Below are 18,040 nucleotides of genomic sequence, written 5' to 3'. Positions count from 1 at the left end.
CGAGAACAACGATTACGTGGTCGAGTACCTCATGAATGGAAAAATAGGCGAGTTATGCAACCAAAAGTATTAGCTCGCCACCCTCATGCAAAACAATAGTAGAGCGTCGTTTAACTATGTGAGTCCGCTACACGCGGTGATAGCGACGTTAATGAAAGTGTTGGTTTAACAGCATATTGATGAAATACCAACGCACTGTCGCACTGATTTTTGCCACACCAAGATGCTTGAATCGGTCTACCAACGGTGAGATCTCATGAAACCAATCATCAGGTTAAGACGCAGCGCCCTTAAAATTAGATTCTTACAATTATCATTTTCGGGCGCATCAAATGCCTAAAAAGTAAAGATCCTCTCTCTTGAACAATGCTATGCCTTCAGGCACATCTATATATCTGCTGCCGACTAGTTTACCCTCTCTATAGAAGATAAGTTGGTATTGTCCTTGGCTGACGTACATTGGTTTGTTAGAAAATTTTATTTTGCTCCGTTGTGAAACAAAAAGATATCCAATTTTCATCAATATGGGTGAGTTGTAACTGTGTCTGGTTATCGTACGGCATTATCCGTACCGTATTTATTCTCGCGCTTTTCGGAACAAGTCATACGGAGGGTAGGTAATCGGCAGCCCATGGTACGACCTCTCCGATTAGAGTTGAGTAAATATCCTTTAACGTTGAAGAGTCTGCATAACTGTTGAAACTGACTGTACTCATTACAGTCAAGAAAGCTAGTTTCAGTTTCATTAATCACCCGCGCTCCAAATAGCTTCTAGTTCACTGCCGCCAACCATTCCATCCATCATAATGAATACAATATCATCCGATAGATCATCGGACATACCAGATGATAACAATAGGTTCGAGGTTGATTCGACAAAGCTCTTCACCAAGTGCGAATTGTTTTCCATCACTTTATCAAAGGTTGTAGTTGATACTGAGCTGTTTAGTTCTCCTCTGATTGCATCGTTAAACTCTTTGTAGGTCTCTCTGATGCCCAATTTTATCGCTAATTTGGCCTTAGTGCGCTTATTTATTGGCGGCATAGCTTTCATAGCAGGTGGTATAAAACATTGATAAGCAAATGATTGCATCATGGATATGTCAGCAAATGACTCCATAATACAGTTGTCTGTATCTAGGAATCGCTATCAAGGTGTTGGCGAAGTTTTGGTGTCATTAGATCTCGAGTTACTCGCTCAGGCGTGATTGAGTGAAGTCCATAAAGAAAATTATGTTCGATTTTACCTAGATGTTTACACGTAACCACTGCGTAGTAGTGATAATGCAGTGCCAAAAGCGACCTTGACTTATTACTGCCCTCAAATATCGAGAGATAACCAGGGTGAACCATCAGCTCATGGGCTTTGTAATCATGTTCCCACGATGGCGCACGTATAAATTTGACCTCAATTCGACAGTCGCTAGTTTCCTTGTTGAAAGGAAGGGCGTCGTCAGGGATGAGTAGGCTTACCCTATCTTTCATAAGTTGTTCAAATTTGTCACTGATTGCATTAGAGTGTTCTTCTTCGTCTCGGCGATCGAGGAGAACGTGTTCGGCATCGGAGACAAACTTGCCGCTAGGATCGGTGAGATTGAATATTGTATTCTTTGACAGGCTCTCGCTAGCATAGTTTGTCTTATTGATGAACCTGTAAAAGCAAGAAATTCGTCGTGGTCTTTGGGTATTTGAACACATGAATCCACACAGTAACTTCTTGCTCCATTTGCCATTTTATCAGCTAACCATCATCAGGTGTTGTATCCCTAGCGGGGTGCTGAGGTCTTTGGGAACAGGTGAATGTAGTGCTTGTTGTGAGTAAGTTTGATAAACAAGGAGAACATAGCCGATATATCCTGAATGAGGCGCTCTTGCTTCTTTCAGTTCGTTCAACTGATGCTGTTTGCGTTTGGATAACATACCTTTGGCTGAAGACAGTTTCTCGATCTCTATACGGATACCGACAATTGAATTAGATGATTTTAGCTTGTTGGCATATCGGTCGGAAAAAGAAAATAAGAGATGATTAACCAACATCCCAAGATGATGTAAAGATATATTGCCGGACAAAATGTTCAGGAACGTAAGGGTACCGTTTCATCAGTTCTGCTTTATGCTTTTCGTCGATGTTTTGGTACCACAATTTATTATTTTGGTCATATATAATACCCACCATATCGACCTGAAAAGGTATCATAGGATTAATCTTGTAAGCAGCCAGAAAGGTATAACCATCTTCATTTTAAACGATGCATCAAAGTTAGTTGAATATGGCGATGCTCGAAGCTATGTGTAATGAAAGCAGCCAGACCAGTAACCAGCATGAAACTTCCATTTTACCCTGAACGTTTTACGTGGCATAGGTGTTTTCAAACCACTGGTCAGCATAGAAAACCCGACTAGGGTCATTAACTTAAGAATAAACATATCTTATATCTGAATGTATGAAAAGAAGTCTTGAAGTCTGTCAGAGCTTTCGGTTAAAAATCTGAATTTGAGATATGGGCCCACTTGCGGATTATACGTTGGGACTATAGTTTTCTATGTTTGTTATGTGATCAAATTCATTTAATACAATTGGTTATAGGATAAATTGGGTCTGAGTTAGACACAGGTTTGAATGTTATTAGAGGATGTGTCCATAGCTTTGAAAATATGTTTAATAGGAGAATGACAAGCACCGTAAGTCGACTTATATAATTTAAGACAACTAATGCTATGATGTGCCAAATGACATTGAGTAGAATTTCAAATGACTAACGTTAACTCGTCAGTAAATTATCAGGTGGTAGATTCTAATTTAGTGCCTCTGGCGCTATTGCTCGAAGCCGATCCAAGTCAACAAAGTATCAACAGTTACTTAGCCGATGCGTGGTGTTTTGCGGCTTATCAGCAAGAGGCCATGGTCGGCATATGTGTGGTTAGAGAGATCAAACCGCAAGTGGCAGAAGTCTTTAACGTATCAGTATTGCCAGAGTGTCAACAGCAGGGAATTGGCAGTGCTTTATTGCGTTTTGCCTTGGGTCAGTTGTTAGAGATGAATATTCGCCGCGTTGAACTCGGTACAGGGACTTTTGGCTATCAATTAACTTATTACCAACGGCTAGGTTTTCGAGTTGAAAGTATCATCAAAGATCACTTTTTAGTTAATTATTCGGAGCCGATTTTTGAGCACGGGATTCAGCACAAAGACATGTTGCGTTTGTCATTGAATTTAGTCGGGAAGAGTGATGCTGGAGCAATTTGAAATACAATTTAGAACCTTTATTGAGCAGCAAAAACAAACGGACGCGGCGCACGACATCGCTCATATATTACGTGTAGTCAAGACAGCAAAACATTTATGTATGCAAGAGCAGGCTCAATTAGACATTGTCGTTCCTGCAGCCTATTTACATGATTGTGTTTCATTAGCAAAAGATCATCCACAACGAGCACAAAGTTCAATATTCGCTGCGGATAAGGCCATAGAGTGGTTAGCGTCGATTGATTATCCCAAGCATTATTTTGATGCGATTCATCATGCGATTGCCGCTCATAGTTTTAGTGCGCAAATTGAAGCGCGAACCTTAGAAGCAAAAATCGTCCAAGATGCGGATAGATTAGATGCACTCGGCGCAATTGGTATTGCACGTTGTCTACAAGTCGGTACTGCTCTTGGTAGAGAGCTTTATTACTATCAAGATCCACTGTGCACTCTGCGTGAGCCGAACGATCAACGTTATACGATTGATCATTTCTATACCAAGCTACTGACGTTGTCTGAGACGATGAACACCGATGCAGCAAAGCAAGAAGGTCAAAAACGCAGCGCGTTCTTACGGACTTTTCTTGATCAATTGGGTGATGAAGTCTTGTAATTGGTACTAAAAAGGCCTCATAAGGGCCTTTTTAGTAAAGGTTGAAAACTAGAAATACACGGCGAAAAATAAAGCGATTGAAGCAAGCGAAAGCGTAACTTTACCATTAAAAACAGAGTTGTATTTTACAATCTAATAATGCTGTTTGTCTTAATTAACCCAAAATATAATCGAATTGAATGAGTTAATACGAACTTTAAGAATGACAAGTTTATTATATTTCTTAAATTCTAATGGAAATTATTCTGACTACAATTGAATGGGTATAACATTTGGTTAAAACCTGTACCGATTTAGAGTAATGTTTATTCATTTGGAGATGTTTATTCCAGCATTAATATAAATTCATTTAATGTAAGAAATATCCTACATCAAATCCTTTGATACCGTGTTGCTAAATGTAATCATTAAGTATAAAACGGAAAGTTGCCTGTGTCACTAATAGTTATGATGAATGAAGTGAAATTATATATCATATAAATTAACGTCATTCAGAGTTAGTGGTTATATTTTGATTATGTGTCGCTTAATTTAGAACCATTAAATAATGCTAATAAAACAGGCAATTAAATCTAATTAAGTTTTATTAGTGAGAATTAAATGAAAAGCGTTCTAGCAATATTAGTCAATATTGTTTTGTTGAATGGATGCGATGAAGATACATTAACCGTAACAGGAGTAAGTCCAGAAGGGCCGAGTGTTACTGTACCGGAAACGCCAGATCCGGAATTACCAGAGATTACACGTCCAACTCATTTTTCGGCAGTGATCAAAAGTGGCAGTAAAGTTATTACTGGTGACGTGACGTGTAACGATGAAAGGTTAAATCATGATGGTCGAGTAGAACTGGCTTATGATGACCCGATTAGCTGCTTATATGGCAATGTTACATTAGCCGAATTTTCCCCAATTTGGTCTCAGCAACCTCACATGGAAGACACTCGCAGCGGTGAACAATTTCATGAGTTAAACATCGAAAAAAGCAATGCCACTGAAACTGAGCGAGCTCAAGCAATACTGAACAAAATTGATGCTTGTTCAAACCAAGAATCACTCTGTTTGAATGAAATTGACAGTTTTGATATCGAGTTGGTTTACGCGAATCTTAACAATAAAGATCTTGTAGAAGATTTTCTTGAGCCCAAACCTGAAGATAACGTTGGAGAAGCGCCTTCTTCACACGTAGACAATACGGTTGTTCCTGAGGTTTCGAGTGGGACTAACGATTCAAGTTTTGGGAATCCTGATGCATTTGTCTCTGCCAACGTGGAACAATCGCTCAGTTACAAACCTGATGCCGATAATGCAGTCGCGACAACGGTTCGTTTGGTAGATGACCTGGGTCGAACGATTGAAGGAGTGCAGTTCTACACTAAGTCTAAACAAGGTATTACAGACAGCGCCGGTCAATTTGAGTTTATTTGGGGCGAAGATATTACCTTCGGCATCGATACGTTCACCTTTGGTAGTACGAAAGGCAATCAGATTGAATATCGCCTAAGTGACGTTACTAGCAATGCAATGGTTAAGCAAAATATCCAACATATTGTCGAACGTTATGCGACCGACCATCACAACGAACACGTAGAGTTTAGTCCACAAGTGCATGAAGTTTTTGCGCTTTATCCTAATGTTATCAACGCGGCGATTAACCTAGCGTTGCCGAATGGTGCGCCATTGCTTAATGATAAAGGGCAGGAGAGTGGCTTTGTAACGCCTGACGAGTTTAAAGCTCAGTTTGGCAGTGGGATTGCGGCATTGATTGACGCAGAACTCAAACAAATAGGTGCTTTCCGCTATGGCGATTATTTTACTCAACCTAAGGCGTTAGAAATTAAATCAGGCTCTTACGTTTCTGACACGCTGAAAGCACTTTATCACGGCGTCGATCAGTTTCATGTTTTCCATGATAGTTATTCTTGGTATGGCGCGAGTGGTGAGGCTCGTGGAACTCGTGCACTGAATTTATCCAACCGAGCATTCCCAATAACGATGGCACGTAATGACAATAGTCACTGGTTGCCACTGGAACAAGAGGCGGCGTGGACGCGTGGTTCTGGTACGGATAAGAAAGCCTATTTTGTTGACGCGACGGTTTTAGATGCAAGTTCGACAGTGACTTTGCAGCGTCCGATGGTTCTGAAAAAGGATAACGTAACTTTTGATCTGCCTTTTGTTACCGCAGGTGAGTTGGGACGAGGCCACGTTGTCTATTTGGGTAATACCATGTACACCAGTGTTCTGTCTTGTCCGGATAACTATTGGGCAGGCGCAGAACTGCAGATAGATAGTCAAAGCCAAGCATGTAGCTATCGAACCGGTGCGGAGGCCCAATTAGCAGATAGCCGCAACGATCGCGGTTCAATGAAGCAATTTTTTACTAACCTGTTTCAATGGTTAGAACCTAACTACCAAGGCAAGAGTCTTGCCACAAATATCGAGTTGGGGCATGCATTTGAAGTATGGAAAAAAGACAAAACGTATCCATTCTTTGTCGATAGTAGTTTTGGTTTCTCTGAGTTAATTCATTACTCATCTCAACAGTTTGATGGTTTGAATCCTGAGACAACTCCTTTCGTTGTATTACAAGGCTACGAGCAGATTACCGATGGTTATGATACCAAGTCGACACATGCCAATATTGATGCTCCAAAATTGAATCAAGATGATCTCAATGATTTGATGGGTTACGTCTCCAAGGGAGGCAACTTAATCTTTATGGAAGCCGTGATGCCGCGCAATCCAGAACCAATTGCACGCCTATTTGATGCTGCGGGTATGGTCGTTGGCGGTGCAAATACGGTCATCACGCGTCAAGCGTATTGTGGCAATAGCTATTGGTGTGGTGACATCGTGCCAAATTTGCATGCGCAAACTAAACAGGGTTTAGTGGTTTATGAGCGTTACGACGACACTTCAAAAATAACTATCGGACAAAATGGTAGCATCTCATGGCCTGGGCCGGTTGATATGCCTAAGCTATCTATCCCACGCTTTAAAGATGAAAATGGTGAACAGAACGGGCGTTATGCATTTTTCGAGGTAGCCAATGAACAAGAAAAACTGGATGCAATCGCACAAATCCAATCGCAGTTTCCTAGTGTGCCTGTATGTAAAGACGATTATCAATATGAAGTGAACTGTATTGAATACCGTGAAGGCCATGGAATTGAAACTCGCGGCAATTATGCACGTCCAGATTTTACGCGTTTACCGATTAATGGTGATGTTGTTGGCGCGATGGTCAAAGCTGCTAACCTTGGTGACAACGTGATGGCGCTGTTCAATCATGAGCTTTATTACCGAACTAAAGCAGAACTTGGCACTCGCTTGCCTGCAGCTGAGTTAAATGCCGTCTATGACAATTTATCTATTTGGTTGTGGAACGATGAACAGTATCGCTTTGAAGGTGAGCATCAAGATGAGTTAGGTTTTAAAGTTATCACCCAATTTTTGAACTGTTACACCAACAATAAACATGGCGGTGGAACAAACTGCCCTGAGTCACTAAAAGATGTGTTGGTCAAGAATAACATGAGACATGCTAACGGGGAGCTGAATCCAAGTTATCCATTAAATTATATGGAAAAGCCACTGACACGCTTGATGTTAGGTCGTTCTTTCTGGGACTTCGATATAACGGTTGATACTACTGAGTATCCAGGCCGACCGAGCACCAGTGGTAGCACAGCATCGGTTGTGTTGGAGACGTATCGTAAACCAGTAACGTATACAGCAAGTAATCGACAAGCGACAGGCTTGTGGGCTCCCCAGTTGCAAACCGTGACGTTGCGAGATGGTGTGCCTGCGACGATTACAGTTGCGCTGGTTGATGACCTTACGGGGCGCCACAATCATGAACAAGCATTAAATCGCCCACCGCGAGTTGAAATGAGCTTTAAACACGATGGTATATCGACAGACATTACCGTGCCTTATGGTGGTTTGATTTACGTAACCCCGCAGGCAAGTGATGTGCTGGGTTCAGCGACGTTTAATTTTAGTAATGTATTGAAAGCGTCGTATTGGAAAGAAGGGGTTTGGGTGCATCCGTATAATGAAGATGTTCCTTTAGCCGATATTGATACCGGCCATTTCCTTTACACGACACCGGTTAAGAACTTGTCAAACTCAGAGAATATCACGGATTTTGCTCAGCAGATGAACCGCTTTGCTGACGCGGCGAGTGACTTTTATGGCCGTGATGAAACGCCGGCGACTGATCAAAATCAAGGTTTGCACCGCCGTTTTACCTATGCTGAGCTACCGCAACATCGTCATCACTTTGTGAACGATCGTCAAATCTCGATTGGCGCGGCGCATTCAGGGTATCCAGTGCAGAGCTCATCATTTAATGTCAATGCGACTAATGTTCCAACTAAGCCGGAAGACGATTGGTTATTGTGGCACGAAGTGGGCCACAACTTAGCGGCGGCGCCGTTTTCTGTTGCTGGCTCGACAGAGGTGACCAATAATATTCTAGCGCTCTATATGCAGGAAATGCGCGAAGCAAATCCTACAATGACACGTATTGAAGGTGATATTAAGAAAATACCAATGTGGATGTCTGCACATCGAGGCCATGCATGGAGTGAAGGAGATGCAGGTCTTCGCCTCGTGATGTTTGGTCAGCTTAAACTATGGGCTCAAGATAATTTTGCGATTCATAAGTGGTATCTCGATGAAGCGAAGCCAAGTGTATTCAAGCAAGATGAGGGCTGGAACATGTATAAGCTCATGCACCGAATGGCTCGTGGTGAAACATTCCATAGCGACCAAAATTATTGTACCACGCAAGCGACAGGTCTAAATGCTAGCGACACGTTAATGGTTTGTGCATCTTACGCTTCAGGCTTTGATCTGAGTGATTTCTTCCTGCAATGGAACCCTGGTGAGGTGAAAGCAGATATGCCAGATGGTACCAGTGACTACAGTGGCGGGATCACCGGAAATGGTGTGGCGATGGTGAAAGGTATGAATTTACCATTACCGACAAAATCACCATTGGATTACACCACGATTCACTGATGTAATCTCTGATTCAGTGATAACAAAAAGCCAGCTTAGTTTAAGCTGGCTTTCTTAATTATACGTTGTGGCACCGTCAAGGTTACGCCATTAAGCGCTTTTACTCATTTCAGTTTGTGGCATGGAATAGTTATTGATGACCGAGCGATAAAGATCTTCATAGTTAGCCTTTTGCAACTCGTCAGCGTCCATTAATTGTCTAATCACTAAGTCACACTGTTTCACCACTTTTTTAAGTGATTCTATGTCTGCCTCTCGTGGTAATCGGCGAGCCAAGAGCTTAATGATACTGATACATACCGATTGTAAAAATGGGCAGCGGCTATTGATTTCAATATAGATTTTCAACAGCTCAGTTAAGGTCATCTTATTGGCTTTAATGTATTTGTGCTTAGCCTCTAGCCATTGCAGCTTTTCACTGTTCGCCTGTTGTAGCTGGTTGAGCATCGTGATTTGGCTTGCGTGGATATTCTCACTTTGCTTGCTTTGAATAATCGCACTGCATTTTGGAATGAGGTGGCTAAATTCTGTGTCGAAATTCATATGATTTAGCAACCAAGCAAACTGGTGCATTGGGTAATAGTGGGCCAAATCAAACTGACGGTGAACTTGGTTCAGCTTACCAACTGCGAGATCGTAGTGTTCTTCTACCAGAGCAATATGCGCCAGAATTAGGTCTAATTCGACTTTCAGGCTCTGGGCTGATTTTAGACTAGTTACCTGATTATAAAGCGTTTTAGCTTCACTTAGACGTGCAGCTTTTGTTTTTTCGTCAGCTTTGTAGCAAGCATAAAGCAGAATGCGAATAAAGTTGATGCGCGCAAAGATGGTGTTGCGATACGTCTCTTTGTTGATCTCCATATAGATACGATAACGCTCAAGCGCGTTTTCATAATCTCCGACCGCCAAGCATAGGTTGCAAATAACGAGCTCACGCTCTGAGTTACCGCGTACGATTTTACTCGCCAGCTCAAAGTGGCGAATTGCTACTGGTATCGCATTGTTGATGAGACTTAAATTAGCCGCAGCCGTGCGCAATAGGGTGCTATTGGGCTTTGAGGCCAACAGTTTGTTAATCATGTTTTCTGCGGTTTTCTTCTCACCTAAATGCATCAAAGAATTGGCTAAACCTATGGTTGCCCAGTCGTATTCTTTGCGCGCTAAGATGCTTTCATACAGTGCTTTAGATTCTTCGTGTAGCTGCAATCGACTTAAAAACTCACCTTTAAAGCGTGAAATGATGAATTGATACTCAGGATAAAACGGTAGCAGTTCATCACATAGCTCGACGCCCTCTGCAAATTGGTGTTTCGCTTGCATCTGATAGAGCTGATATAACGCATTCTTGCGTTGAATTGAGGCGGTAACACGCTCTTTCAACGACACAATGTTGAATGGCTTAAGCAAATAGTCATCAGGCTTTAGTTCAACGATCGAATGCACTACCGACGAGGAATTTTCGCCGGTGATGAGAACAAACACAGCTTTTTCATGCAGCAGGTTATGATGTTTCATCTCTTCGAAAAGCTGTTTGCCGTTCAGTCCGCGACCTAAATTGTAATCACACAAAATCAGGTCAAACGAGTCTTGTCGAACCATTTGCATTGCGATTCGGGAAGTCGAGCAATAATGTATCAAGCGATCATTGAAGCCGAGCTTTATAAGCATGCTTTTTATGGTGACAACGACAATAGGTGCATCATCAACAATTAATACTTTAGAGTTTGAAAAGGACTTCATTTACTTACTAAATTGAGCGAGTTCAACGATAGATTGAATGCCGAGTTTCTTAAAAATACGATTCTTATAAGTGCTGACTGTTTTTTCACTAATATCTAATGTTACGGCGATTTTTTATTATTAAGGCCGTTAAGCAGCAGGTTTGCGACGTTAATTTCTTGGGTTGAAAGTAACTGATACACTTTTTGTATGCTTGTTTTCTCGCGATCCAGCAACGTTGAAGCAATAGTTTTGATGTAGCGAGGATTTTTGTTGGCGACAAAGCAATAGTACGGCTGATTGTTAATATCGCTCGGTACTGAGTTGTTGCCTTCCAGCATACAAACTGAGCCAATAAAGTTGGTTGTGCTGAGCTGCGCCAATAGATCATTGATATCGAGGTCGAGGAAATCGACATCAACAACCAATAAACTGACATTCTGAATGTGTTGGTACTGACACAACTGCGTGACGTTTTTTACCGCATTGATGGAGCCAAATAGGCCATCTTTGGCCAAAGTACGGCTGATAGCATGAGTTGAAGCGATATTCGGGCTGTAAATCAACGCGTCGTGCTGTTGGTTTTCGCGTGCGGCTTCATCATTGGTATCACGCTGGCTAATAAACTCCCATAGCGCCGAGATCGGTAGCGGTTTACACGCATAAAACCCTTGGTAGCTATCCACACCTAAGCTGATCAGATACTGCAGCGTTGATTCATCCTCAATGCCCTCGACGACACAATTTAGCCCCAAAGAATGCGCAAGTTGAATGCACATTCCCGTCAATTGTTGATTGCGGTAATTGCTAGTCAGATTGCGCACAAAACTGCGGTCAATTTTGAGTTCAGTAAAAGGTAATAGCGACAGTTGTCCTAAAGAGGCATGGCCGGTGCCGAAGTCATCAATCGAGAGACAAATGCCGTGCATACGTAAGCGCGCTAAATTGGCTAATGAATTACGTGAATAGGCATAGGCTTCGTGCTCGGTTAGTTCAAGTACTAAACGCGAGGGTTCAAAGCTATGTCGCTGACACAAGAGTAGCAAATCATCACAGATATCTTGCTCGAAATCTGATTGGCTTAAGTTGATCGATAAATGGATATGTGTGCTGAGACGAGCAATGGCTGCGATCGCCTTTTCGGCCACGTGCCAAAATAATCGTCCCGAAAAGTGATGCTGGTGGATCACTTCAAGAAAGCTTGCCGGAGTAAGCACACCATAACGAGGGTGAATACAGCGAATCAGAGCCTCGACACCAATCACTTGTTTGGTTTGAGCGCAAAATTGGGGCTGGTAAAAATTAGCGAACCAGTTTTGCTCGAACGCAGTTTCAATTTCATCCGCGCTTAAACTGATGTGCAGCGCGTCTTCGGTAGACTGTTCATCTCGAGTTTCAAAGCGTTGAAACAGTGCCTCAATAATCGATTGATTATAAGGTTTTGGTAGTATGTCGACGAACTTAAACCCGGCAGCGATGCACATATTGATCGTAAGTTCGATCACATCCTCTTTTACGGCACTATGAATGGCGACACCAATTTCGGTTGATAAGGCCGATAGCTTCGAGAGAACTTGCACGCCATCCATATCTGGCAAATTAAGATCACAAATTACAAAATCGATTATTTCTTGCTCGCAATGTGTAAGGGCAGTGGCCCCTTCACGTTCGATGGCAATATTGTGATAGCCAAGAGCATTAAGTGACAATTTCAGCTTAGTCGCTTGAATCATGTCATCTTCAATAATCAGAATTTTCATCAGTTGCCCTTGTTGGTTAGCCAGTGCTTTAGTTTGTCTTGTACAACATTTAGCTCGCAAATTACATCTAATTTAAGTTGTTTCTTTTGCTGGATATCGTTGGTTGTTTCATATTGTTTAGTTAGCGTGACCAAGGTGTGCATTCCCAATAACGCCGCCGACCCTTTAATGCGGTGAATGATAGCCGACCAGTCTTCGTTATTATCGGCGAGCAACCGACATTCATCTTCGAATGAGCTGATCACAACCGTGGCCATTTCATCTTGCTGCTCGACTGGATGTTCGAACAACCAATCCAAATGCTCATCTAGCCCATCATTCTCTGCGGTAAGCTCTGGCTTTTGGACAAGGTAGCGTTCGAGCACATTATAGAGTTCCTCAAGTGAATAAGGCTTGTACAGCACGCTATCCATTCCGCACTTTTCAGCTTTTTCACTGACAACTCGTGAATCTTCAGCAGTACAACCAATGACTGGAATCTCGCCAGTCACGGCAGACAACTGTTTCACCGCTTGAGTGAGTTGGAAACCATCCATCTCTGGCATATGGCAGTCAGTGATAAGCAGTGACACATGTTCACCATATCTTACGAGATAGTCATACGCATTTTTAGCGGTATCAACAATATGGAAATCGACGCCGATCAGCGCGAGTTGATTGCGGATCAACATGCGGTTAATGCCATCATCATCAACGACCAAGACTTTTCCTTTGCTCGCAGGCAGAGTCAGCGCTTTGGCTGGTTTTGGATGGTTGTCACCTTGCTGGCAGAGCTCAAAGATTTGGTCTGGATAACAGCTCTTCTCACCGGCGATAAGTGGCAAGTTAGATTCGATATCACGTCCTTGCCAAGCATGAATCCACTGCTGCGCACGAGGACTGCTCGGTTGTACAACAAACTCGCAGTTGTAAATCTCGTCTACCACTGTAATTGGAATATTGATTTCGACGCTGGTCCCTTGCTTTATCTTGCTTGAAATGGCGATTTGACCATCCATCAACTCAACAAGACTTTTGCAAATACTCATGCCAAGTCCGGTGCCACCATAGCGACGAGTGATGCCTTTATGTGCTTGCTCAAATGGCGTAAAAATATGTTTGAGTTGGTCATCTTTCATGCCACAACCGGTATCTGTGATCATGATTCGTAGACAAGACGCAGTCGTCTCAATCTCTACGGAGATGTGCCCGTTTTCTGTAAATTTCAATGCATTTGATAGCAAGTTACCAATGACTTGATTGATGCGCAGTGCATCAAAATCAGCGTGAATAATCGCAGAAGGTTTCCAGTTCAGGGAATAACTCAATCCCTTAAGTTTTGCCGCTGTTTCGTAGCTACGTAGGGTAGGGCAAAGCTCTTGGTACAAATTATGGCGACGTACATCAATTTGCAGCTGGTTGGCTTCAATCTTAGAGAAGTCGAGAATCTCGTTCACTTGGCTCTTAAGCCTTTCTGCCGATTGAATGGTGTTTTTGAGTAATTCAATATCTTGGCGTTTACGAAGGCTAAGTTGTAATAGCTCCATCAAACCCAGCATTGCAGCGATCGGGGTGCGCAGCTCATGGCTGACGATCGCAAGAAATTCGTTGCGCGCTTCTACGGCTTTGATCGCGCGTTGATTTGAACGCTGCAGCTCTTCTTCTTTTAGTTTGTCTTCACTGACATCACTAATCACGGTCATGCGGTGAGGCAGACCACTATGATCGGGGTGATTAATGGTTTGGTGCGTAACATGGAAGTAGCGATTGGCCATGGCGCATCGATTCGGATACTGGAAAGTACTCGAACTAAATTGCTCTAAAACGCGCATGGTAAAGGCACAGGTATCGATAGAGATTCGACCGTGTGGGCAATCGCAACTGTTAATCAGTGTTTCATAAGCGCGGTTGGTAAACACAACCTGACCTTGCATATTGGTAATCACAATCATGTTCGGCAGATTATCCAATAGTGTTGATAACCAATGCACTTCTCGCTGTGAAAGCTTGTTGACACTATGGGACTTTTTCAGATGTCGTGACAAACGATAGAAACCGCAAGCAATCGCGATCGCGAGGAATATCGAGAATATTCCGAGCCATACCAAATAGTCATTCACTGTTTCTTTGTCATAGCCGTAGGTGATCACGACTTTATTGTGTGCTTGCTGCAGCAGTTCGATTTCAGCAGGCGTAATGATCGAAAGCATACGTGAGAGTGACTTGTGGAGTAATACGGAATCGTCTCTGACTACCATCGAGATCGGTGTGGTGAAATCTAGATAGTTTGGTTTAGGCACCATCTGAAAATGTTTGTCACCTTGGCCCGCAATGTAATTGGCCACTAAATCACGATTGACTAATGCATGCGTTACTTCGCCACTTTGCATCGCGTGTAGTAGCGCTTGAGGTGTATCAAAGACACGCACCGGTTCAAACATTTTGATGTAATTGATATTGGCACATAACGCATTGATTGAGTTCAAAACTCCGAGCTGGCGTTCTTCAAACTCAAGCCGTGTTTTCATAAAACTGTAGTGCGTTGCAGTATAAGGCTTGGTCGCAAGCATTTTACTGTCTTCGACGTTATACGTTGAGTGCGCTGGCAATAAGTCGACAATACCGTCTTCCAGCATTTGCTCAACATCGCGTCCATTTGCTGGGACGAACTCAAACCTAAATAGTGTTTTACTGCTAAGTATTTTTAGCAAGTCATGAACGTAGCCCTGTACTCGACCAGTGTTTGGATCTCGGTATGACAGAGGATAAACGTTATCTGCAATGGTGTAGCGAATGGTGTTGCTCTTTTGTTGATTCTGTAGCAATTGCCATTGAGCGCTGTCGTTCAGTAGGTGAATATTGGCAAGTCGAGTGCCTTTAAGCGCGAGCTGATTATCTTTAATGGTTTTATTGATCTGTTTCTTTAGCGGCAATTTATTTTTTGCCAGCATTAGACCAATACCGACTTCACCGATATTTTTGTCGATTAAAACTCGACCTTTTGATTGCAGCGGATCCTCGATATAGCGATCGATTTCCATCAAAGTAGTCAGAACGGCGTCCGCTTCACCTTGTTTGATTAACTGTTCAAGAAGATGATTACTGTCGGAAGAGTGAATGTTGATTCCACCGAGTTTCGGTATAATGTTGCAGTCAATGCCATTGGTCACACAAACCCAGCGCCATTCTGAAAATGGACGTTCCTTCAGTGCTTTATCTCGTAACCACACCACTTTTTTCAGTTTCACGATAGGTGCAGTAAATAGAAAGCGGTGTTCACGGTCGCTATTTCTTACAAAGCCAAAGCTTGCATCGATCTGATTTTGCTCAAGGGCCGTGTAAATATCATTGAGCGAGTTGTACCCGACGTACTCGAGCTCAACATTCATACTTTCAGCGACACTGTTAATAAGAGAATGGTACAAACCTGATGGGTTATCTACGCCGCCCCAGAATGGCGCCCACTCTTGAGCAGGCATGCCGATGCGCAGTGTTTCTTGGCGTGATTCATTGTCAGCAAAACTCGCAGAAGAGAAAACTGTACTAATAAAAAAGAGTGATGCTAATACAAACTTAAGCACGAGATAATTGACTTACAATAGTGATCGGTCGCCGATCTTATCAGCATCTAATTTACTGTTAAAACAAAAATAATTTATTGTAATTCAATTAAAAAATATCGACATGGCTTCCTTATCATGTTGATAAAATTATAATTAATGCTAATTAGGTTTAAAGTTTAGCAAACCATTTAGCGACGAAATCGATAAACAAGCGCATACGCTGAGGTTGATATCGGTCTTTATGATAAATTACGGAGAAAGGGACAGTCGCAATGTGCCAATCTGGCATCACTTCAACCAGTTTTCCTTGTTGAATCTCCTCATCACAATAGACCTTTGGAACACGAATTAAGCCGTTACCCGCTAAGCACGACTTAATGATGGCTCGACCGTTTTTGCAGGTGAGCTTACCTTTTACATGGATATCGTAATGCTTTTTGTCGTCCTCTCGATTGACAAAGCTCCATTTCGTTACTGAACCGGTTAAGGTTCGATGATCAATCAACTCACGAGGGTGTATTGGTTGACCATAGTCTTCAATATAGGCAGGGCTGGCGAGGGTCACCATCTCAACATTCATCAGATGGCGTGCAATAAAACCGGCATCGTCGATCGTACCCATGCGAAAGGCCACATCAAATTGATCTTCAATTAAATCGATACGTGGGCTAGAAAAGTCCAAATCAATGGTAACTTGAGGATAAAGCTGCATAAACTCAGCAATTGCTTGTGCCACCATTTCTTCGCCAAGATAACCACCTACACAATTGACGCGTATCAAGCCTTGAATATTCGTGGTGTCATCAACTGCAGCGATCAAAGCTTGGTCAATCAGCTTCATCGCATGTTCACACTCTTGATAAAAACGCTCACCTGCTTGGGTTAGACGTAATGTCCGCGTGGTGCGGGTAAGGAGTGTTACGCCCATTTGTTTTTCTAAAGCACTGATTTGGCGAGATACATGGGAGCGGGAGACTTCTAATGCCTCTGCGGCCTTGGTGAAGTTGCCCAGTTGAGCTATCAATATAAAGGTACGAATATCTGCAAGGTTGACGGTGTTGAGCATGAGCAAGACTCCTGTTGATACAGTGAGTATCTCATATTGTTGCAGCTGTGCAACAGTGATTGAACTTAAACGCTATATATCAACTATACAGCTGTCAGTAAGATAGCTTCATTGCCGCGGAATGACGCTGGCACTGAGTTTAATTGGAGACGAAAATGAAAAAACTGGTTGTGATTACAGGTGCGAGTTCTGGTATTGGTGAAGCGATTGCTCGTCGTTTAAGTGCTGCAGGTCATCCGCTATTATTAGTGGCGCGCCGTTTAGAGCGTTTAGAAGCACTGCAACTGCCAAATACGATGTGTGAGCAAGTAGATGTGTTAGACAAGGCATCATTTGAAGCGGCAATTGCTAAAGCCGAAGCGCAATTTGGCCCAACAGATTGTATCGTTAATAATGCTGGTGTGATGCTTTTAAGCCAACTTGATGTGCAAGACCCTGCAGAATGGCAACGTATGTTTGATGTTAACGTAATCGGTTTAATGAACGGTATGCAAGCGGTGCTCGCACCAATGAAGCAGCGTCGTAGCGGTACCATCATCAATATCAGTTCAGTTGCTGGTCGTAAAACTTTCCCTAACCATGCGGCGTACTGCGGTACTAAGTTTGCTGTACACGCAATTTCAGAAAATGTACGTGAAGAAGTGGCGGCGTTTGATGTGCGTGTGACGACCATTGCCCCTGGTGCAGTAGAAACTGAGCTTCTATCACACACTTCGTCAGATGAAATTAAAGCAGGTTACGATAGCTGGAAAGATGAGATGGGTGGTGTACTTGCTGCAGATGATATCGCTCGTGCAGTGGAATATGCTTATAACCAACCTCAAGGTGTGTGTGTTCGCGAAATCATGCTAGCGCCAACACGCCAACAGCCATAACACGGACTCGTCCGACGTCTAAAGCCTCTATCTTGATAGAGGCTTTTTTGATCTAAATGTAAATAAAATGTTGTATTGGGCTTATTTGAATAAAGCGTATTTTATCTGGTTGATAATTCGACAAATTAGTCGCGATTAGTATTTTATGCAGAAAAGTGAATATATAAAATGTCGATTCACCTTGGTTTGG

At 42.6% G+C, this 18,040-nt stretch carries 11 protein-coding genes; 4 read left to right on the top strand and 7 right to left on the bottom strand.

Features of this window, described 5'->3' with window-relative positions; translation table 11 throughout:
• Positions 1-745 precede the first annotated feature (745 nt).
• A complete protein-coding gene (locus Vt282_RS08700) occupies positions 746-1,045 on the bottom strand; it encodes a hypothetical protein (RefSeq protein ID WP_162063153.1) in 300 nt (99 codons plus the stop codon).
• Positions 1,046-1,137: 92 nt separating this feature from the next.
• The gene (locus tag Vt282_RS08695) at positions 1,138-1,485 is read right to left on the bottom strand and encodes a hypothetical protein (protein ID WP_162063152.1); all 348 of its coding nucleotides are present in this window, start codon (positions 1,483-1,485) and stop codon (positions 1,138-1,140) included.
• 1,267 nt (positions 1,486-2,752) lie between these two features.
• Between Vt282_RS08695 and Vt282_RS08690 the strand changes: the two genes are divergently transcribed.
• From Vt282_RS08690 to Vt282_RS08680, 3 genes are all read left to right on the top strand, one after another.
• Positions 2,753-3,247 (top strand): GNAT family N-acetyltransferase, encoded by a 495-nt coding sequence (locus Vt282_RS08690; protein WP_174855825.1) that lies wholly within the window; start codon positions 2,753-2,755, stop codon positions 3,245-3,247.
• Positions 3,231-3,860, top strand: a complete 630-nt coding sequence (locus Vt282_RS08685; RefSeq protein ID WP_162063151.1) for an HD domain-containing protein — start codon at positions 3,231-3,233, stop codon at positions 3,858-3,860. The genes Vt282_RS08690 and Vt282_RS08685 overlap by 17 nt, the downstream gene beginning before the upstream one ends.
• Before the next feature lie 600 nt (positions 3,861-4,460).
• Entirely contained in the window at positions 4,461-8,888 is a 4,428-nt protein-coding gene (locus Vt282_RS08680; RefSeq protein WP_162063150.1) for an SslE/AcfD family lipoprotein zinc metalloprotease, read from the top strand.
• A 90-nt stretch (positions 8,889-8,978) separates the two neighbouring features.
• Here the strand turns inward: Vt282_RS08680 and Vt282_RS08675 are convergent, their stop codons facing one another.
• From Vt282_RS08675 to Vt282_RS08660, 5 genes are all read right to left on the bottom strand, one after another.
• A complete protein-coding gene (locus tag Vt282_RS08675) occupies positions 8,979-10,628 on the bottom strand; it encodes a response regulator (protein ID WP_162063149.1) in 1,650 nt (549 codons plus the stop codon).
• Complete coding sequence (locus Vt282_RS20625) at positions 10,629-10,721, bottom strand: LuxR C-terminal-related transcriptional regulator (RefSeq protein WP_232055166.1); 93 nt, start codon at positions 10,719-10,721, stop codon at positions 10,629-10,631.
• 8 nt (positions 10,722-10,729) lie between these two features.
• Entirely contained in the window at positions 10,730-12,367 is a 1,638-nt protein-coding gene (locus tag Vt282_RS08670; protein WP_232055042.1) for an EAL domain-containing response regulator, read from the bottom strand.
• On the bottom strand, positions 12,367-15,927 hold the full coding sequence (locus tag Vt282_RS08665; RefSeq protein WP_162063148.1) for an ATP-binding protein: 3,561 nt from the start codon (positions 15,925-15,927) through the stop codon (positions 12,367-12,369). Before Vt282_RS08665 ends, Vt282_RS08670 begins: the two co-directional genes overlap by 1 nt.
• A 151-nt stretch (positions 15,928-16,078) precedes the next feature.
• Positions 16,079-16,975 (bottom strand): LysR substrate-binding domain-containing protein, encoded by an 897-nt coding sequence (locus tag Vt282_RS08660; protein ID WP_162063147.1) that lies wholly within the window; start codon positions 16,973-16,975, stop codon positions 16,079-16,081.
• Positions 16,976-17,130: 155 nt separating this feature from the next.
• On the opposite strand from Vt282_RS08660, the gene Vt282_RS08655 reads away from it, so the two are divergent.
• Complete coding sequence (locus Vt282_RS08655) at positions 17,131-17,850, top strand: SDR family oxidoreductase (RefSeq protein WP_162046060.1); 720 nt, start codon at positions 17,131-17,133, stop codon at positions 17,848-17,850.
• The last annotated feature ends 190 nt before the right edge of the window (positions 17,851-18,040 follow it).

Origin of the sequence: Vibrio taketomensis (genome assembly GCF_009938165.1) — a bacterium.
Classification (GTDB): domain Bacteria; phylum Pseudomonadota; class Gammaproteobacteria; order Enterobacterales; family Vibrionaceae; genus Vibrio; species Vibrio taketomensis.
This window is presented reverse-complemented; position numbering and strand designations above follow the sequence as displayed.